General features: G+C 65.3%; 10 protein-coding genes, 2 rRNA genes, 1 pseudogene and 1 riboswitch. Of the genes and pseudogenes, 1 reads left to right on the top strand and 12 read right to left on the bottom strand.

Features of this window, described 5'->3' with window-relative positions; genetic code table 11:
* Positions 1–61: 61 nt before the first annotated feature.
* A riboswitch (glycine riboswitch) is annotated at positions 62–158 on the bottom strand.
* A gap of 114 nt (positions 159–272) precedes the next feature.
* Positions 273–680: a PRC-barrel domain-containing protein gene (locus AB5J55_RS06575; RefSeq protein ID WP_369269759.1), complete on the top strand. Its 408-nt coding sequence runs from the start codon at positions 273–275 to the stop codon at positions 678–680.
* 549 nt (positions 681–1,229) lie between these two features.
* Here AB5J55_RS06575 and AB5J55_RS06580 read toward each other — a convergent pair.
* From AB5J55_RS06580 to AB5J55_RS06635, 12 genes and pseudogenes are all read right to left on the bottom strand, one after another.
* A pseudogene (locus AB5J55_RS06580) lies at positions 1,230–2,561 on the bottom strand (DNA polymerase IV); the annotation flags it as partial.
* Positions 2,562–2,691: 130 nt separating this feature from the next.
* Entirely contained in the window at positions 2,692–3,354 is a 663-nt protein-coding gene (locus AB5J55_RS06585) for a MerR family transcriptional regulator (RefSeq protein ID WP_369269760.1), read from the bottom strand.
* 261 nt (positions 3,355–3,615) lie between these two features.
* On the bottom strand, positions 3,616–4,089 hold the full coding sequence (locus tag AB5J55_RS06590; RefSeq protein WP_004002801.1) for a bifunctional nuclease family protein: 474 nt from the start codon (positions 4,087–4,089) through the stop codon (positions 3,616–3,618).
* 85 nt (positions 4,090–4,174) lie between these two features.
* On the bottom strand, positions 4,175–4,912 hold the full coding sequence (locus AB5J55_RS06595; protein ID WP_369269761.1) for a MerR family transcriptional regulator: 738 nt from the start codon (positions 4,910–4,912) through the stop codon (positions 4,175–4,177).
* A gap of 41 nt (positions 4,913–4,953) precedes the next feature.
* A complete protein-coding gene (locus tag AB5J55_RS06600; RefSeq protein ID WP_369269762.1) occupies positions 4,954–5,859 on the bottom strand; it encodes an FHA domain-containing protein in 906 nt (301 codons plus the stop codon).
* Between the two features lie 61 nt (positions 5,860–5,920).
* Positions 5,921–6,775: a DUF881 domain-containing protein gene (locus AB5J55_RS06605; protein WP_369269763.1), complete on the bottom strand. Its 855-nt coding sequence runs from the start codon at positions 6,773–6,775 to the stop codon at positions 5,921–5,923.
* A gap of 5 nt (positions 6,776–6,780) precedes the next feature.
* On the bottom strand, positions 6,781–7,113 hold the full coding sequence (locus tag AB5J55_RS06610) for a small basic family protein (protein WP_003988855.1): 333 nt from the start codon (positions 7,111–7,113) through the stop codon (positions 6,781–6,783).
* Positions 7,110–8,024, bottom strand: a complete 915-nt coding sequence (locus AB5J55_RS06615; protein ID WP_369269764.1) for a DUF881 domain-containing protein — start codon at positions 8,022–8,024, stop codon at positions 7,110–7,112. The genes AB5J55_RS06610 and AB5J55_RS06615 overlap by 4 nt, the downstream gene beginning before the upstream one ends.
* 97 nt (positions 8,025–8,121) lie before the next feature.
* Positions 8,122–10,617, bottom strand: a complete 2,496-nt coding sequence (locus AB5J55_RS06620) for a sugar phosphate nucleotidyltransferase (protein ID WP_369269765.1) — start codon at positions 10,615–10,617, stop codon at positions 8,122–8,124.
* 112 nt (positions 10,618–10,729) lie between these two features.
* Complete coding sequence (locus AB5J55_RS06625; protein WP_369269766.1) at positions 10,730–11,338, bottom strand: CDP-alcohol phosphatidyltransferase family protein; 609 nt, start codon at positions 11,336–11,338, stop codon at positions 10,730–10,732.
* Between the two features lie 110 nt (positions 11,339–11,448).
* Positions 11,449–11,565: ribosomal RNA gene (gene rrf / locus AB5J55_RS06630) — 5S ribosomal RNA — on the bottom strand.
* 94 nt (positions 11,566–11,659) lie between these two features.
* Positions 11,660–14,779: ribosomal RNA gene (locus AB5J55_RS06635) — 23S ribosomal RNA — on the bottom strand.
* Positions 14,780–15,043: the final 264 nt, after the last annotated feature.

Here is a 15,043-nt window from a genome sequence, read left to right on the forward strand (position 1 = left end):
CCGGTTTTCACCGTCGGTGAGAGCGGAGGCCATCGACACCCGCCCTGCTTTCCAGAGTGACCTCGTCCGTGCGGTACGTGTGCCTGAGAGATTCCGGGGAGGATTTGCTCCTTCGGCGCCTCCGGATGGTTCCCGGAGGACTCTCCCGCACGGGGTCAGCAGCCGCTAGCCAGCCTACCAGCGGGGTCAACGCACGGTCCTTCGAGTGGCCGGGCTCACCAATGTGCCTTTTCGTAGTGCTTACGGATGAGTTGCGACCAAGTGGAGGGCCCGTGCAGACCGACATCGATCCGCGCAATCTGATCGGCCGCAAGGCTTTCGACCGCAACGGCACCAAGATCGGCACCATCGACGAGGTCTATCTCGACGACGCGACCGGAGTGCCGGAATGGGCGGCGATACGCACCGGCCTGTTCTCCCGGGACGCCTTCGTCCCCCTTGAGCCCAGCGATCTGGTCGAGGGCAGCCTCCACGTCCCCTTCGACCGCGCCCTCATCAAGGACGCCCCCGACTTCGGCGTGGGCCGCCACCTCTCCCCCGAACAGGAACTCCAGCTCTACCACCACTACGGCCTCGACGTAACCGCCCCACCCCCGCCCCCCGACCGAGACTTCGGCAACCTGGCAACCACAGAAACCCCGGACGACAACGGCCCCCGCACATCCCACCCTCACCCCTGACGACGCCCCCTTCCACCGCACATCCCCCAGGCCGCACAGCCACGCCCGCGTCCGGCCCGCCCGCAGCTGACACGCCGCCTGTCACCTCCGCGCGCCCGAGCCCCTTGCCCAGCCGCACCCCATCGCACCGCAGCGCCCGCGGCAGCGGACGACCCACCTAGGCCCTGTCGTTTGGATCAGCTCGGCTGTGCGGATCGGTTCCTCTTGGCGGACCCGAGCAGGGCCCGCGACGCCGAGGTGATCCAAACGACAGGGCCTAACTGCGGGCAGTCGTGCCGCTGGGCGGCACGGGTGGGCGCAGCGGCACCCCGCGAGCGCGGGCGAGCGACCCCCCTTGCGGCACCCGCAACGCCGGGCGCCCGGAACCAACCGCACGTCCGTTCCGCCCGCCCACGTCCTAGCCAGGCACCACAGGCGGCGCCTCCCCTATGCCTCCGCCACCCTGCTCCCGCCCCGGTGACCGACCTCCACCCCTAAAACCCCACCAGCCCCAGTTCCCCCACCTCCCGCATCCTTCCCGTCTCCCCCAGACACCCCAGGTCTTCCCCGCACCAACGGCAACGGCTCCGCCGCCTCCAACCCCGGATCGTCAACCCGAAACGTCCGCACCCTCCCCGGCTCCGACGACTCAGGCGTCTCGAACCGCACAGTCACCCGCCCCAGCCCACTCCCCTGCACCCACCCATGCCCGTACTCGACGTGCCGCACATCGTGCCCAGCGACCCACCGCCGCTCGACGGGCAGCGCAACCTCCCGCTCCGCCAGTGGCTCCTCGCGGTCGCCCTCCTCGCCGTGCTCGACCCGCTCCCCCGCCACCTGCGCGAACAGATCCTCCTGCGTGTAGTCGGCCAATCCACTGACCCCGACCCCCAGCAGCCGTACCCCACCTGTCGTGTCGACGGAATCCAGCAGCCGCAGCGCGGCCTCCCGCACCACACCAGGATCATCCGTCGGCCCACGCAACGTCTCGGACCGGGTCAGCGTCGAGAAGTCGTAGCGCCGCACCTTCAGCACGATGGTCCGCCCGGACAGCCCGGCCCCCCGCAGCCGCCGCACACAACGATCGGCCAGCCGCTGCACCTCCAGCCCCACCCGGACCCGGTCATGGATGTCCACGTCGTACGTGTCCTCGACGGACACCGACTTGGCCTCCCGCTCGGCCACCACGGGACGCTCGTCGTGCGCCAGCGCCATGGCGTACAGGGCATGCCCGTGGGCCTTGCCCAGCAGCCGCACGAGCTCGTCCTCACCCGCCTCGGCGATCTCGTCGACCGTGTGGATCCCGGCCCGCCGCAGATGATCCCCGGTCGCCGGCCCCACCCCCGGCAAGGTCCGCACCGACATCGGCGCGAGCAACGCCCGCTCCGTGCCCGGCTCGATCACCACCAGCCCGTCGGGTTTGGCCTCCTCCGAGGCGATCTTCGCCAGCATCTTGGAGGCGGCCAGGCCCACCGACCCCGCGAGCCCGGTGGCGGCCCGTATGTCTGCGCGCAGCTTCACCCCCACCAGCCGCGCGGACTCCTCGTCCCAGGCCACCCCACCGGCCTCCAGGTCCACGAACGCCTCGTCCAGGCTCAGCGGCTCCACCAGCGGCGACAGCTCCCGCAGCAGGCCCATCACCTGCTCGCTGATGTCGCGGTAGATCCCGAAGCGCGGCACGAGATATGCGGCATTGGGCGCCAGCCGACGTGCCTGCCCCATGGGCATCGCCGAATGCACCCCGAACACCCGAGCCTCATAGGACGCGGTGGCGACGACCCCCCGCGGCCCGAGCCCGCCCACGATCACGGCTTTCCCGCGCAGGCTCGGCTTGGATGCCTGCTCCACCGAGGCGTAGAAGGCATCCATGTCGAGATGCAGGATCGTAGGCGCGTTCCTCACATCTCCGATGCTGCCTCACGCCACTGACAATGCCCTGCTGCAACCGCCTGATACGCCGCCCGGGGCCGACCGATCGACCCCACCCGGCCCGCCCACCGCGCCACTACGCAGGTGCGCCGGCGAAGACCGCTCAGACCGCCCGGTTGCGCCGCCGCGCCAGTTCGTCCGCCGGATTGTGCCCGACCAGCGTCTCCCCGGTGTCGATCCGCTCCCCGTGCAGCTGCGACAACGCACTCTCGACGTCCCGCCACACCACACCCACGGCGATCCCGAAGACCCCCTGCCCACCCTGGAGCAGTGCGTGCACCTCGTCCGGGGAGCTGCACTCGTAGACCGTCGCACCGTCGCTCATCAGCGTCAGGCGCTCAAGATCCCGAAAGCCGCGCTCCCGCAGATGCTGGACGGCGGTACGGATGTTCTGCAGCGACACACCGGTGTCCAGGAACCGCTTGACGATCTTCAGGACGACGACGTCCCGGAAGCTGTAGAGCCGCTGCGTCCCCGACCCATGAGCCGGCCGCACGCTGGGCTCGACAAGGCCGGTGCGCGCCCAGTAGTCCAGTTGCCGGTATGTGATTCCCGCGGCCGCACAAGCCGTTGGACCGCGATAGCCGATCTGCTCGGTCGCCATGGACGCCGCCCCTCCGCCGCTGCTCGGCACGGCCGTCGGTCGCTGCGGAGCGTGATCGGCCGCGCTGCCCTGAAGCGGGCTGCTGTGAAGCGGGTACGGGCCGCTCGCCCCGAGACTGCGTCCGGGGGCACCCCCAGCCGTACCGTCGCCGCTGCTTCTCACGCCGACCTCCGTCCTTGACCTGCCTTCTCGACGGTAGGCAGTCACCAGGGGTGCGTCAACGATCGCCACACTCGGCACGCCGAGTGATAATCACCCTAGGAGTGGTTTCCCGTGCCCCACCGCGGGGAAAGGCTAGCCGAATGCGCTCGGAGCAGGCCGCAGGACGCTCTTCCTCGCCGCTGGCAAATGCCGGCATTTGAGCCGTAACGGACTGCGGGCCGCACCACCACGGACGCGCGTCCGCCGGGCAGCCCACGCGCCTCACTGACTGCTGGTACCGAAGTCCTCCGGCGAGATCTGGTCGAGGAACTCGCGGAACTTCTCCACCTCATCCTCCTGCTCGTCCGGAATCGCGATGCCCGCGTCGTCGAGCACGCCGTCGCTGCCGTAGATCGGCGTTCCGGTGCGCAGGGCCAGCGCTATGGCATCGGAGGGGCGGGCACTCACCTCGACGCCGCTGGCGAAGACCAGCTCGGCGTAGAAGACGCCCTCACGCAGATCCGTGATGCGCACTTCGGTGAGCTCCTGACCGACGGCCTCCAGCACGTCCTTGAACAGGTCGTGGGTCAGCGGTCGCGCGGGGGCCATGCCCTGCTGGGCGAAGGCGATCGCCGTCGCCTCCCCCGGCCCGATCCAGATGGGGAGGTAGCGATCGCCTCCCACTTCACGCAGGAGCACGATCGGTTGGTTGGAGGGCATTTCGACCCGGACACCTACGACATCGAGCTCGTTCACACAGCAACCCTAGGCCGTGCTCGGGACGTTTGGGTAGTCGGGCCGAGAACGGGTGGCCGATCCGGGCTCACCGCCCCTGCCCGGCTCAGGGCAGCCGCACCCCGAGAGCGGTCTGCACCAGGGCGGCGTGCAGCTTCACGGCGAGTCCCGCCAGTTCCTTCGTACGCGCCTCGGCATGAGCCCTGGTCTGCGGATTGCGGTGCCGCCGCAGGGGCGCCACGACCTGGTCCACGAGCCCGGCCTCACGATCTGCGGCCGCCTTCATCACCCGCAGATGCCGTGGCTCGATGCCGAAACGCCCCAGCTCCACGACGAGCGAGGCCACGGTGACCGCCTCCGCGTCATACGCCCCGTCGGGCAACGGGGCAATCAGGCCGTACGACTCCCACTCCGCGAGCTGCTGCTCACCGATCTCGGCGGCGACCAGCAGCTCGGCCCGCCCGATCCGGGCCGCCGTGGGCGCCTCGACGGGCTCCAGGACCGTTTCTCCATCGCGCTGCCGGCACACGGTCGGCAACGGTGCGGCCTCCCCGCGCTCCATGGCGTCCAGGTGCTCGCGGATCACTTTGAGCGGCAGATAGTGGTCCCGCTGCATCCGCAGGACGTGGCCGAGCCGCTCGACGTCCTGCGCGCTGAATTTGCGATACCCCGAGGGGGTCCGCTGCGGCTCGACAAGACCCTCCGACTCCAGGAAGCGGATCTTGGAGATGGTGATGTCAGGGAACTCGTCGCGCAGCACGTTCAGCACCGTGCCGATGCTCATCAGCCGACCGTCCGTGGCGGCGATGCCGTGCCCGGCACCGCCGCTCGGTGTTTTCAGCATGGACCTTCCCTGGGTCTCCCCGGACGGGCTCCGGGGGAGGGTCAGTAGCCCCGCTGGCTCGCGTAGAAGACCAGCCGGTACTTGCCGATCTGCACCTCGTCACCGTTGTTCAGGGCGACCTGGTCGATCCGCTCGCGATTCACGTACGTGCCGTTCAGGCTGCCGACGTCGGCCACCGTGAACGAGCCGTCCTGAGCGCGACGGAACTCCACGTGCCGACGCGAGACCGTCACGTCGTCCAGGAAGATGTCGCTCTGCGGGTGCCGCCCGGCCGTGGTCAGATCGCCGTCCAGGAGGAACCGGCTGCCCGAGTTCGGTCCGCGGCGCACCACCAGGAGCGCGGAGCCCAGCGGCAGCGCGTCGACGGCGGCCTGCGCCTCCGGAGACAGCGCCGGGATCGCCGTTTGACCGGTGGTCTCGGCGTCGTAGGCCTCAAGACCGGAGATGGAGATCGTGGAGGTCGTCTCGGACGGACGCTCGGGCGTCGCACCCGGCCGCAGCGGGGCGCCGCAGTTGGAACAGAAGCGGCTGTTCTCCGCGTTGCGGTTACCGCACCTCGTACACACCAGGGCCGACATCGGGGAAAACCCTCCACCCGTACTTGAGGTTGACGGTTGCCCGAAACCTATGCCGCCGGACTGGCCAGGGTCAACTGACGGCGCGCCCTGACCACCGGAAATGTCCCCACCCGGCCCAGGTACCTGGTCCCTGAACAGTGGGCGCTGGCCCTCATCGTCCCCCTGTGCGCGGTGACGAGCGGTCGCGTTGTCGCTACCCTCTCGCGCGCTCTTGCCGAACAACTTCGCAAACAACTTCACGGGCGATTCCCCTTGACCGAAACAGACCCGCCCGTGGGGCAGGACGAACCCTGACTGCACTCCCTGACCGACCCGGACATCTTCACAACGTCCGTCTCCACCAGACAGTTTCCACCACGCACCACCCATTCGGTGCGCCGACCCCCCGCAACCTCATGCCCTAGGCTGACGTCCCCCATGCACCGCCGGTTCACTGGGAGGACGACCGAGCGTAGTCAGGCCGCTTCGCCGCTCGCAAGGCGTCCACGACGATCTTGTCCGACCGCTCGATGGTCACTGTGGCCTGCTCCTTCTCGAGAGTCTGAACCACGCCTCCAGGGATGTTGAGCGCTGGCTCGAGGTCCTGCGACTTGCCGATGACCTTGAAACGATAGGGAGCGTTGATCTTGTTCCCGTCGACGCCAACGCTGTTGCCGGCGTCGGTCAGATAGGTGCCGGCGACGACGCGTACGCCGTTCACCTGGATCGCTTCCGCGCCGGCCGCGCGCAGCTCCTGGATCGCGTCGAGCAGCATGTCCGCCTCGACCGTCCCCTTCGTGTCGTCGATGGTCATCGTGATGCCGGGTCCCTGAGCCGCCACGGTGCCCGCCAGAATGCCGAGTTGCCTCTCCTTCTCGACCGTCTGCCTGCGGGCCTCCTCGGCCTGGTTCGAACTGTTCTCCAGTTCGTCGCGCTGCTTCTCAAGACCTTGCTTCTCGTCCTCAAGACGCTGAGTACGGTCATCCAGTTCATCGAGGATGCGAACGAGATCTTCCTGACGTGCGCCGCGCAGGGCCCCGTCACCTTCACTGTTCGACGCGACCTGGACGGCCAGGCCGAAGCCGAGGCCGAACAGCAGGACGGCGACGATGAGTTGGGCCCGACTGACCCGTGGCGGCCACAGCCCCTTCACGAGCCGCTGCCGACCGGTCAGGGCGGTCGTCGGTCCCTCGGTGCCGTCCGCGGCCTGCGGGGCGTTGTCCATGGCCTCGGTCGCCCCCGCAGGCATCTCCTCGGGCAGCTCCTTGCGCAGCCTGTTCTCCGGTGCCTGGTCCTGGTTGCTCATCGGCCTCACGCCCGGAAGACGTGCCGGCGAATCGCCGCGGCGTTGGAGAAGATACGGATGCCGAGCACGACCACCACGCCGGTGGACAGCTGGGCGCCCACGCCCAACTTGTCACCCAGGAACACGATCAGCGCGGCGACGACCACGTTGGACAGGAACGACACGACGAAGACCTTGTCGTCGAAAATGCCGTCGAGCATGGCCCGCAGACCTCCGAAGACGGCGTCGAGAGCCGCCACGACGGCGATCGGCAGATACGGCTCGACGACCGCCGGAACCTCAGGCCGGACCAACAGGCCGGCCACGACTCCCACGACGAGGCCCAGTACGGCGATCACGATGTGCCCTTCTCGGTTTTCTCGGTATTCGGCTGTGCTGTACGTACGGTCACGCTCGGGGCGGCGGGCAGCCGGAGGTCGTCCTGCACGGAAATGCCGGTCCGGATCCCGAAGTTCTCCTGCAGGGCGTGCAGGTACAGACCGTCGGCGCTGTCCTGGAACCTGGTGCTCAACCGCTCGCCATCCCCCACCGCGAGCACCGTGTACGGCGGAACCAGCGGCTTGTTGTCGACCAGTATCGCGTCTCCCGCGGCCCTGATCGCCGACAGGGCCGTCAACCGCTGACCGTTGATCGAAATAGCCTCGGCGCCCGACTCCCACAGCCCGTTGACCACACGCTGCATGTCGCGGTCGCGCACCCGACCGGTGTCGGAGAACCCGGACGTTGCACGGGGGTCGCCGTCACCGCCCGAGACGGTCTCCTTGGCGTCGTTGACGATCAGCTTCACACCGGGCCCGTGCACCTCGACAGCGCCCGCCAGGATGCCCACGAGCTCGCCCTGATCACTGTCACCGGTCGACTTCAGCGCCTCCCGCTGCCGCGCGCTCACGTCGTCGCGGAGCTTGTCGACGGTCTCCTCCAGCTGGTCCGCCGCCGAGGTCTCACGGTCGATGCGGTCGACCAGCTCCTCGCGCTCCTTGGCAACGACGGGCGCCGCGACCCGCGCCTGAGCCGCCCCCACGGTCACCACGAGCGCCGCGAGCACCAGACCGGCAGCGAGCCCCAGCTTCGCCCTCAGCGTCCTGGGCAGCCCTCCGTCGCCCGCGGCCTTCTTGCGCGCGGCTGCCTCGGCGTAACCGTCGTCGAGGCTGTGATCCATGACGTTGGTGAGCAGCGACATGGACGCGTCCGGGCGCGCGGGGCGCGTAGGTGTGCTCCGAACGGGGGGCTGCTGCGGCATGCCGCACATCGTCGCACGTCGCCGCCGATACCTCCGAATGGCCCCACCGGCGTGCCGGACAGGCCCCTTGGGGACGCCTGTCCGGCACGCGCGCGTGGTCCGTGTTTCAGCGGCCGGCGCTGTCCACGACCGCCGCCCATTCGTCGAGCAGTGCCTGCGCGGAGGCGTCGTCCGGGCCCTCCGCCCACAGATGGGTAACCGCCTCGGCCGGGTCGGGCAGCACCATCACCCAGCGCCCGTCCGTCTCCACGACCCGAACACCATCGGTCGTGTCGACAAAGCGATCTCCCGCCTCCTCCACGACCCGGCGCATCACCAGTCCCTTGACGGCCCAGGGAGTCGCAAGATCCCGCTTGATGACATGGGCCCGCGGAATCCGCGCGTCGATCTGGCTGAGCGTGAGCTGCGTCCGCGCCACTAGGCCGATCAGCCGCACGAAGGCTGCCGAACCGTCGAAGACACTGCTGAACTCGGGGACGATGAACCCGCCCTTACCGTCGCCGCCGAAGATCGTCGTGTCGTCACGACCGACCCGGGTCAGGTCGTCCGGCGAGGTCGTCGTCCATTCCACCTGCGTCCCGTGGTACGCCGCCACCTGCTCGGCGATCCTCGTCGTGGTCACCGGCAGCGCCACCCGCCCGCTACGCCTCTCCGCGGCCACCAGGTCGAGCATGACGAGCAGGGCTCGGTCGTCCTCGACGATCCGCCCCTTCTCGTCCACCAGCGAAAGCCGCTCACCAACAGGGTCGAACCGCACCCCGAACGCGGCCCGCGCGGACGCCACGATCTCTCCCAGGCGCACCAACCCCGACCGGCGCGTATCCGCCGACTCGGTGGGCCTCGACTCGTCGAGACCGGGGTTGATCGTCAGCGAGTCCACACCGAGCTTGCCGAGCAGGCTGGGCAGCACGAGCCCCGCGCTGCCGTTCGACGCGTCGACGACGACCTTGAGCCCCGACTCCGAAATCCCCGTCGTATCGACGTTCCGCAGCAACGACCCGGTGTACGAGTCAAAGACACTGGCCGGAAAATGCAGGTCCCCGATCTCTCCGGGGAACGCACGCCGGTACTCCTGCCGCGCGAAAACCCTGTCCAACTTCCGCTGACTGGCCTGCGACAGATCGGCACCCCGCCCGTCGAAGAACATGATGTCCACGGAATCCGGCACTCCTGGAGTCGTACGGATCATGATCCCGCCTGCACTGCCCCGCGCAGTCTGCTGCCGCGCCACGGGCAGCGGTACGTTCTCCAGGTCCCGTACGTCGATGGCGCTGGCCTGCAGCGCCGAGATGACCGCCCGCTTGAGCGCACGGGCACCGCGGGAGTGGTCGCGAGCCGTGGTGACGGTGGACCCCTTCTTCAGGGTCGTCGCATACGCGCCGGCGAGTCGCACGGCAAGCTCGGGCGTGATCTCCACGTTCAGGATGCCGGAGACGCCACGGGCACCGAACAGATGCGCCTGCCCCCTGGACTCCCAGATCACCGAGGTGTTGACAAAGGCGCCGGCCTCGATGGTCTTGAACGGATAGACGCGCACATTGCCCTGGACGATCGATTCTTCACCGATCAGGCACTCGTCACCGATGACCGCGCCGTCCTCGATCCGGGCCGCGCGCATGATGTCGGTGTTCTTGCCGACAACGCACCCGCGCAGATTGCTGTGCTGCCCGATGTACACGTTGTCGTGCACGACGGCCCTGTGGAGAAAGGCTCCGCTCTTCACGACCACGTTCGAGCCGACGACGGTGTGCTCTCGGATTTCCACACCGGCCTCGACCTTGGCATAGTCCCCGATATACAGGGGACCACGGAGAACGGCATCAGGATGCACCTCGGCGCCTTCCGCCACCCAGACGCCCGGGGAGATCTCGAAGCCGTCGAGCTCGACGTCGACCTTGCCCTCCAGGACGTCGGCCTGCGCCTTCACATAGCTCTCGTGGGTGCCGACGTCCTCCCAGTACCCCTCCGCGATATAGCCATAGATGTGCTTGCCTTCCTTCATGAGCTGCGGGAAGACGTCGCCGGACCAGTCCACGGGGACGTCGGCCTCGACATAGTCGAAGACCTCGGGCTCCATGACATAGATGCCGGTGTTCACCGTGTCCGAGAAAACCTGACCCCAGGTCGGCTTCTCGAGGAAGCGTTCAACCTTGCCTTCCTCGTCGACGATCGTGATGCCGAATTCCAGCGGATTGGGCACACGCGTCAAACAAACCGTGACGAGCCCGCCCTTTTCCTTGTGGAAATTGATCAGCTCGGTGAGGTCGAAGTCGGTCAGGGCATCACCGGAGATGACCAGGAAAGCATCGTCCTTCAACGCCTCTTCGGCGTTCTTGACGCTTCCGGCGGTACCGAGTGGCTTCTCCTCATTGGCATAGCTGAGCTCCATTCCGAGCTCTTCACCGTCGCCGAAGTAGTTCTTGACCAGAGAGGCCAGGAACTGCACTGTCACGACGGTTTCATTCAGCCCATGCCTTTTGAGCAGCCGCAGAACGTGCTCCATGATCGGCCGGTTGGCCACCGGCAGGAGCGGCTTGGGCATGCTTGAGGTCATGGGACGAAGGCGCGTGCCTTCGCCCCCGGCCATCACGACGGCCTTCATGTCGGAAGCGTCCTCCTCGAAGAGACGACTGTCTAGCCGACTTCACCCGTCCAGATTGTCCCGCACTTTTCCGTCGCGGGCCATCGAGCGCTACGGGCTCCAATCCGCGAGTTCAATCGGCCATGGCGTCCGCACGGACCAGGCGGCGGACTTGTACCACGTAGAGGACTCCTGCCCACCAGTACAGGGTTGTACCCCATCCGGCGAACGCCCATCCGAAAATAGCAGCGAGTGACGGGATCCACCCACTTCCGTCGCTGAGCAGCAGCAGCGGGAAGGCGTACATCAGGTTGAACGTTGCAGCCTTCCCAAGGAAGTTCACCTGCGGTGGCGGATAGCCATGGCGTCTGAGGATGCCCACCATCACCAGCAGGAGCAGCTCACGCGCCAAAAGTGCAGCGGTCAACCAGACCGGCAGAATCTCGCGCCAGGTGAGGCCGACCAAAGTCGAGAGAATGTAGAGCCGGTCGGCCGCGGGGTCGAGAAGCCGGCCCAGGCTGCTGATCTGGTTCCAACGCCGCGCGAGCTTGCCGTCCAGGTAGTCGCTGACGCCACTCAGAGCCAGCACCAGAAGGGCCCAGCCGTCACTCTTGGGCCCACCGAACTCAGGCCTGAGAATCAGCCACAGGAACAGCGGCACGCCAAGGAGCCGCGCCATGCTGAGGATGTTGGGGATGGTGAGCACTCGATCCGTCTGGACGCGAGTCTCCTGGACCTCCACCCGGGGGCCTCCTGTGGGAAACGTACCTAACGATGCCCCCTGACCCTACCTCAACACAAAAAAGCTCTGGCCCTCGGGCTGTATGCCCAAGAGCCAGAGCTCTAAAAGGAGTTCGGCGGCGTCCTACTCTCCCACAGGGTCCCCCCTGCAGTACCATCGGCGCTGTAAGGCTTAGCTTCCGGGTTCGGAATGTAACCGGGCGTTTCCCTCACGCTATAACCACCGAAACACTATGAAACTGTCGAACCATGCCGCACCATACCGTGGCCTGGCATGGGGCTGTTCGTGGTTTCAGAACCAACACAGTGGACGCGAGCAACTGAGGACAAGCCCTCGGCCTATTAGTACCGGTCACCTCCACACGTTACCGTGCTTCCAGATCCGGCCTATCAACCCAGTCGTCTACTGGGAGCCTTACCCCATCAAGTGGGTGGGAATACTCATCTCGAAGCAGGCTTCCCGCTTAGATGCTTTCAGCGGTTATCCCTCCCGAACGTAGCCAACCAGCCATGCCCTTGGCAGAACAACTGGCACACCAGAGGTTCGTCCGTCCCGGTCCTCTCGTACTAGGGACAGCCCTTCTCAATATTCCTGCGCGCGCAGCGGATAGGGACCGAACTGTCTCACGACGTTCTAAACCCAGCTCGCGTACCGCTTTAATGGGCGAACAGCCCAACCCTTGGGACCGACTCCAGCCCCAGGATGCGACGAGCCGACATCGAGGTGCCAAACCATCCCGTCGATATGGACTCTTGGGGAAGATCAGCCTGTTATCCCCGGGGTACCTTTTATCCGTTGAGCGACGGCGCTTCCACAAGCCACCGCCGGATCACTAGTCCCGACTTTCGTCCCTGCTCGACCCGTCGGTCTCACAGTCAAGCTCCCTTGTGCACTTACACTCAACACCTGATTGCCAACCAGGCTGAGGGAACCTTTGGGCGCCTCCGTTACTCTTTAGGAGGCAACCGCCCCAGTTAAACTACCCATCAGACACTGTCCCTGATCCGGATCACGGACCCAGGTTAGACATCCAGCACGACCAGAGTGGTATTTCAACGGCGACTCCACGAACACTGGCGTGCCCGCTTCAAAGTCTCCCACCTATCCTACACAAGCCGAACCGAACACCAATATCAAACTGTAGTAAAGGTCCCGGGGTCTTTCCGTCCTGCTGCGCGAAACGAGCATCTTTACTCGTAGTGCAATTTCACCGGGCCTATGGTTGAGACAGTCGAGAAGTCGTTACGCCATTCGTGCAGGTCGGAACTTACCCGACAAGGAATTTCGCTACCTTAGGATGGTTATAGTTACCACCGCCGTTTACTGGCGCTTAAGTTCTCAGCTTCGCCAGGACGAATCCTGACTAACCGGTCCCCTTAACGTTCCAGCACCGGGCAGGCGTCAGTCCGTATACATCGCCTTACGGCTTCGCACGGACCTGTGTTTTTAGTAAACAGTCGCTTCTCGCTGGTCTCTGCGGCCACCCCCAGCTCGAGGAGCAAGTCCTCTCACCAAGCGTGGCCCCCCTTCTCCCGAAGTTACGGGGGCATTTTGCCGAGTTCCTTAACCATAGTTCACCCGAACGCCTCGGTATTCTCTACCTGACCACCTGAGTCGGTTTAGGGTACGGGCCGCCATGAAACTCGCTAGAGGCTTTTCTCGACAGCATAGGATCATCCACTTCACCACAATCGGCTCGGCATCAGGTCTCACCCTGTATGAATGGCGGATTTACCTACCACTCGGGCTACACCCTTACCCCGGGACAACCACCGCCCGGGATGGACTACCTTCCTGCGTCACCCCATCACTCACCTACTACAGGTCTGGTCCGTCGGCTCCACCACTCCCCTTTGCCCGAAGGCTCCAGGGCGGCTTCACGGACTTAGCATCGCCCGATTCAATGTTTGACGCTTCACAGCGGGTACCGGAATATCAACCGGTTATCCATCGACTACGCCTGTCGGCCTCGCCTTAGGTCCCGACTTACCCTGGGCAGATCAGCTTGACCCAGGAACCCTTAGTCAATCGGCGCACACGTTTCTCACGTGTGAATCGCTACTCATGCCTGCATTCTCACTCGTGAACCGTCCACAACTACCTTCCGGTGCTGCTTCACCCGGCACACGACGCTCCCCTACCCATCACGATCCCCGTTGGGGGTACATATCGCAATGACACGACTTCGGCGGTACGCTTGAGCCCCGCTACATTGTCGGCGCGGAATCACTAGACCAGTGAGCTATTACGCACTCTTTCAAGGGTGGCTGCTTCTAAGCCAACCTCCTGGTTGTCTCTGCGACTCCACATCCTTTCCCACTTAGCGTACGCTTAGGGGCCTTAGTCGATGCTCTGGGCTGTTTCCCTCTCGACCATGGAGCTTATCCCCCACAGTCTCACTGCCGCGCTCTCACTTACCGGCATTCGGAGTTTGGCTAAGGTCAGTAACCCGGTAGGGCCCATCGCCTATCCAGTGCTCTACCTCCGGCAAGAAACACACGACGCTGCACCTAAATGCATTTCGGGGAGAACCAGCTATCACGGAGTTTGATTGGCCTTTCACCCCTAACCACAGGTCATCCCCCAGGTTTTCAACCCTGGTGGGTTCGGTCCTCCACGAAGTCTTACCTCCGCTTCAACCTGCCCATGGCTAGATCACTCCGCTTCGGGTCTTGAGCGCGCTACTGAATCGCCCTATTCGGACTCGCTTTCGCTACGGCTTCCCCACACGGGTTAACCTCGCAACACACCGCAAACTCGCAGGCTCATTCTTCAAAAGGCACGCAGTCACGAGAATGTGCAAGCACATTCCGACGCTCCCACGGCTTGTAGGCACACGGTTTCAGGTACTATTTCACTCCGCTCCCGCGGTACTTTTCACCATTCCCTCACGGTACTATCCGCTATCGGTCACCAGGGAATATTTAGGCTTAGCGGGTGGTCCCGCCAGATTCACACGGGATTTCTCGGGCCCCGTGCTACTTGGGTGTCTCTCAAACGAGCCGCTGACGTTTCGACTACGGGGGTCTTACCCTCTACGCCGGACCTTTCGCATGTCCTTCGCCTACATCAACGGTTTCTGACTCGTCCTGTTGCCGGCAGACAACAGAAGAGAGATCCCACAACCCCGCATACGCAACCCCTGCCGGGTCTCACACGTATACGGTTTAGCCTCATCCGGTTTCGCTCGCCACTACTCCCGGAATCACGGTTGTTTTCTCTTCCTGCGGGTACTGAGATGTTTCACTTCCCCGCGTTCCCTCCACATACCCTATGTGTTCAGGTATGGGTGACAGCCCATGACGACTGCCGGGTTTCCCCATTCGGAAACCCCCGGATCAAAGCCTGGTTGACGACTCCCCGGGGACTATCGTGGCCTCCCACGTCCTTCATCGGTTCCTGGTGCCAAGGCATCCACCGTGCGCCCTTAAAAACTTGGCCACAGATGCTCGCGTCCACTGTGCAGTTCTCAAACAACGACCAGCCACCCATCACCCCGAACCAACCGGTTCGAGTTCACTGGGGCCGGCATCGAAGGCTCCCGGCCAAACGGCCGTACCCTCAGACACCCAACAGCGTGCCCGACACCCTCGCCACTCATGATCAGCGTTCCACACTCCGAAGAGCAGTACTGGCAGCCCGAGATGACTGAAAGTGCCGAATAATCAACGTTCCACCCATGAGCAACCAGCATCAGACATTCGC

Source organism: Streptomyces sp. R11, assembly GCF_041051905.1.
Classification (GTDB): Bacteria; Actinomycetota; Actinomycetes; order Streptomycetales; family Streptomycetaceae; genus Streptomyces.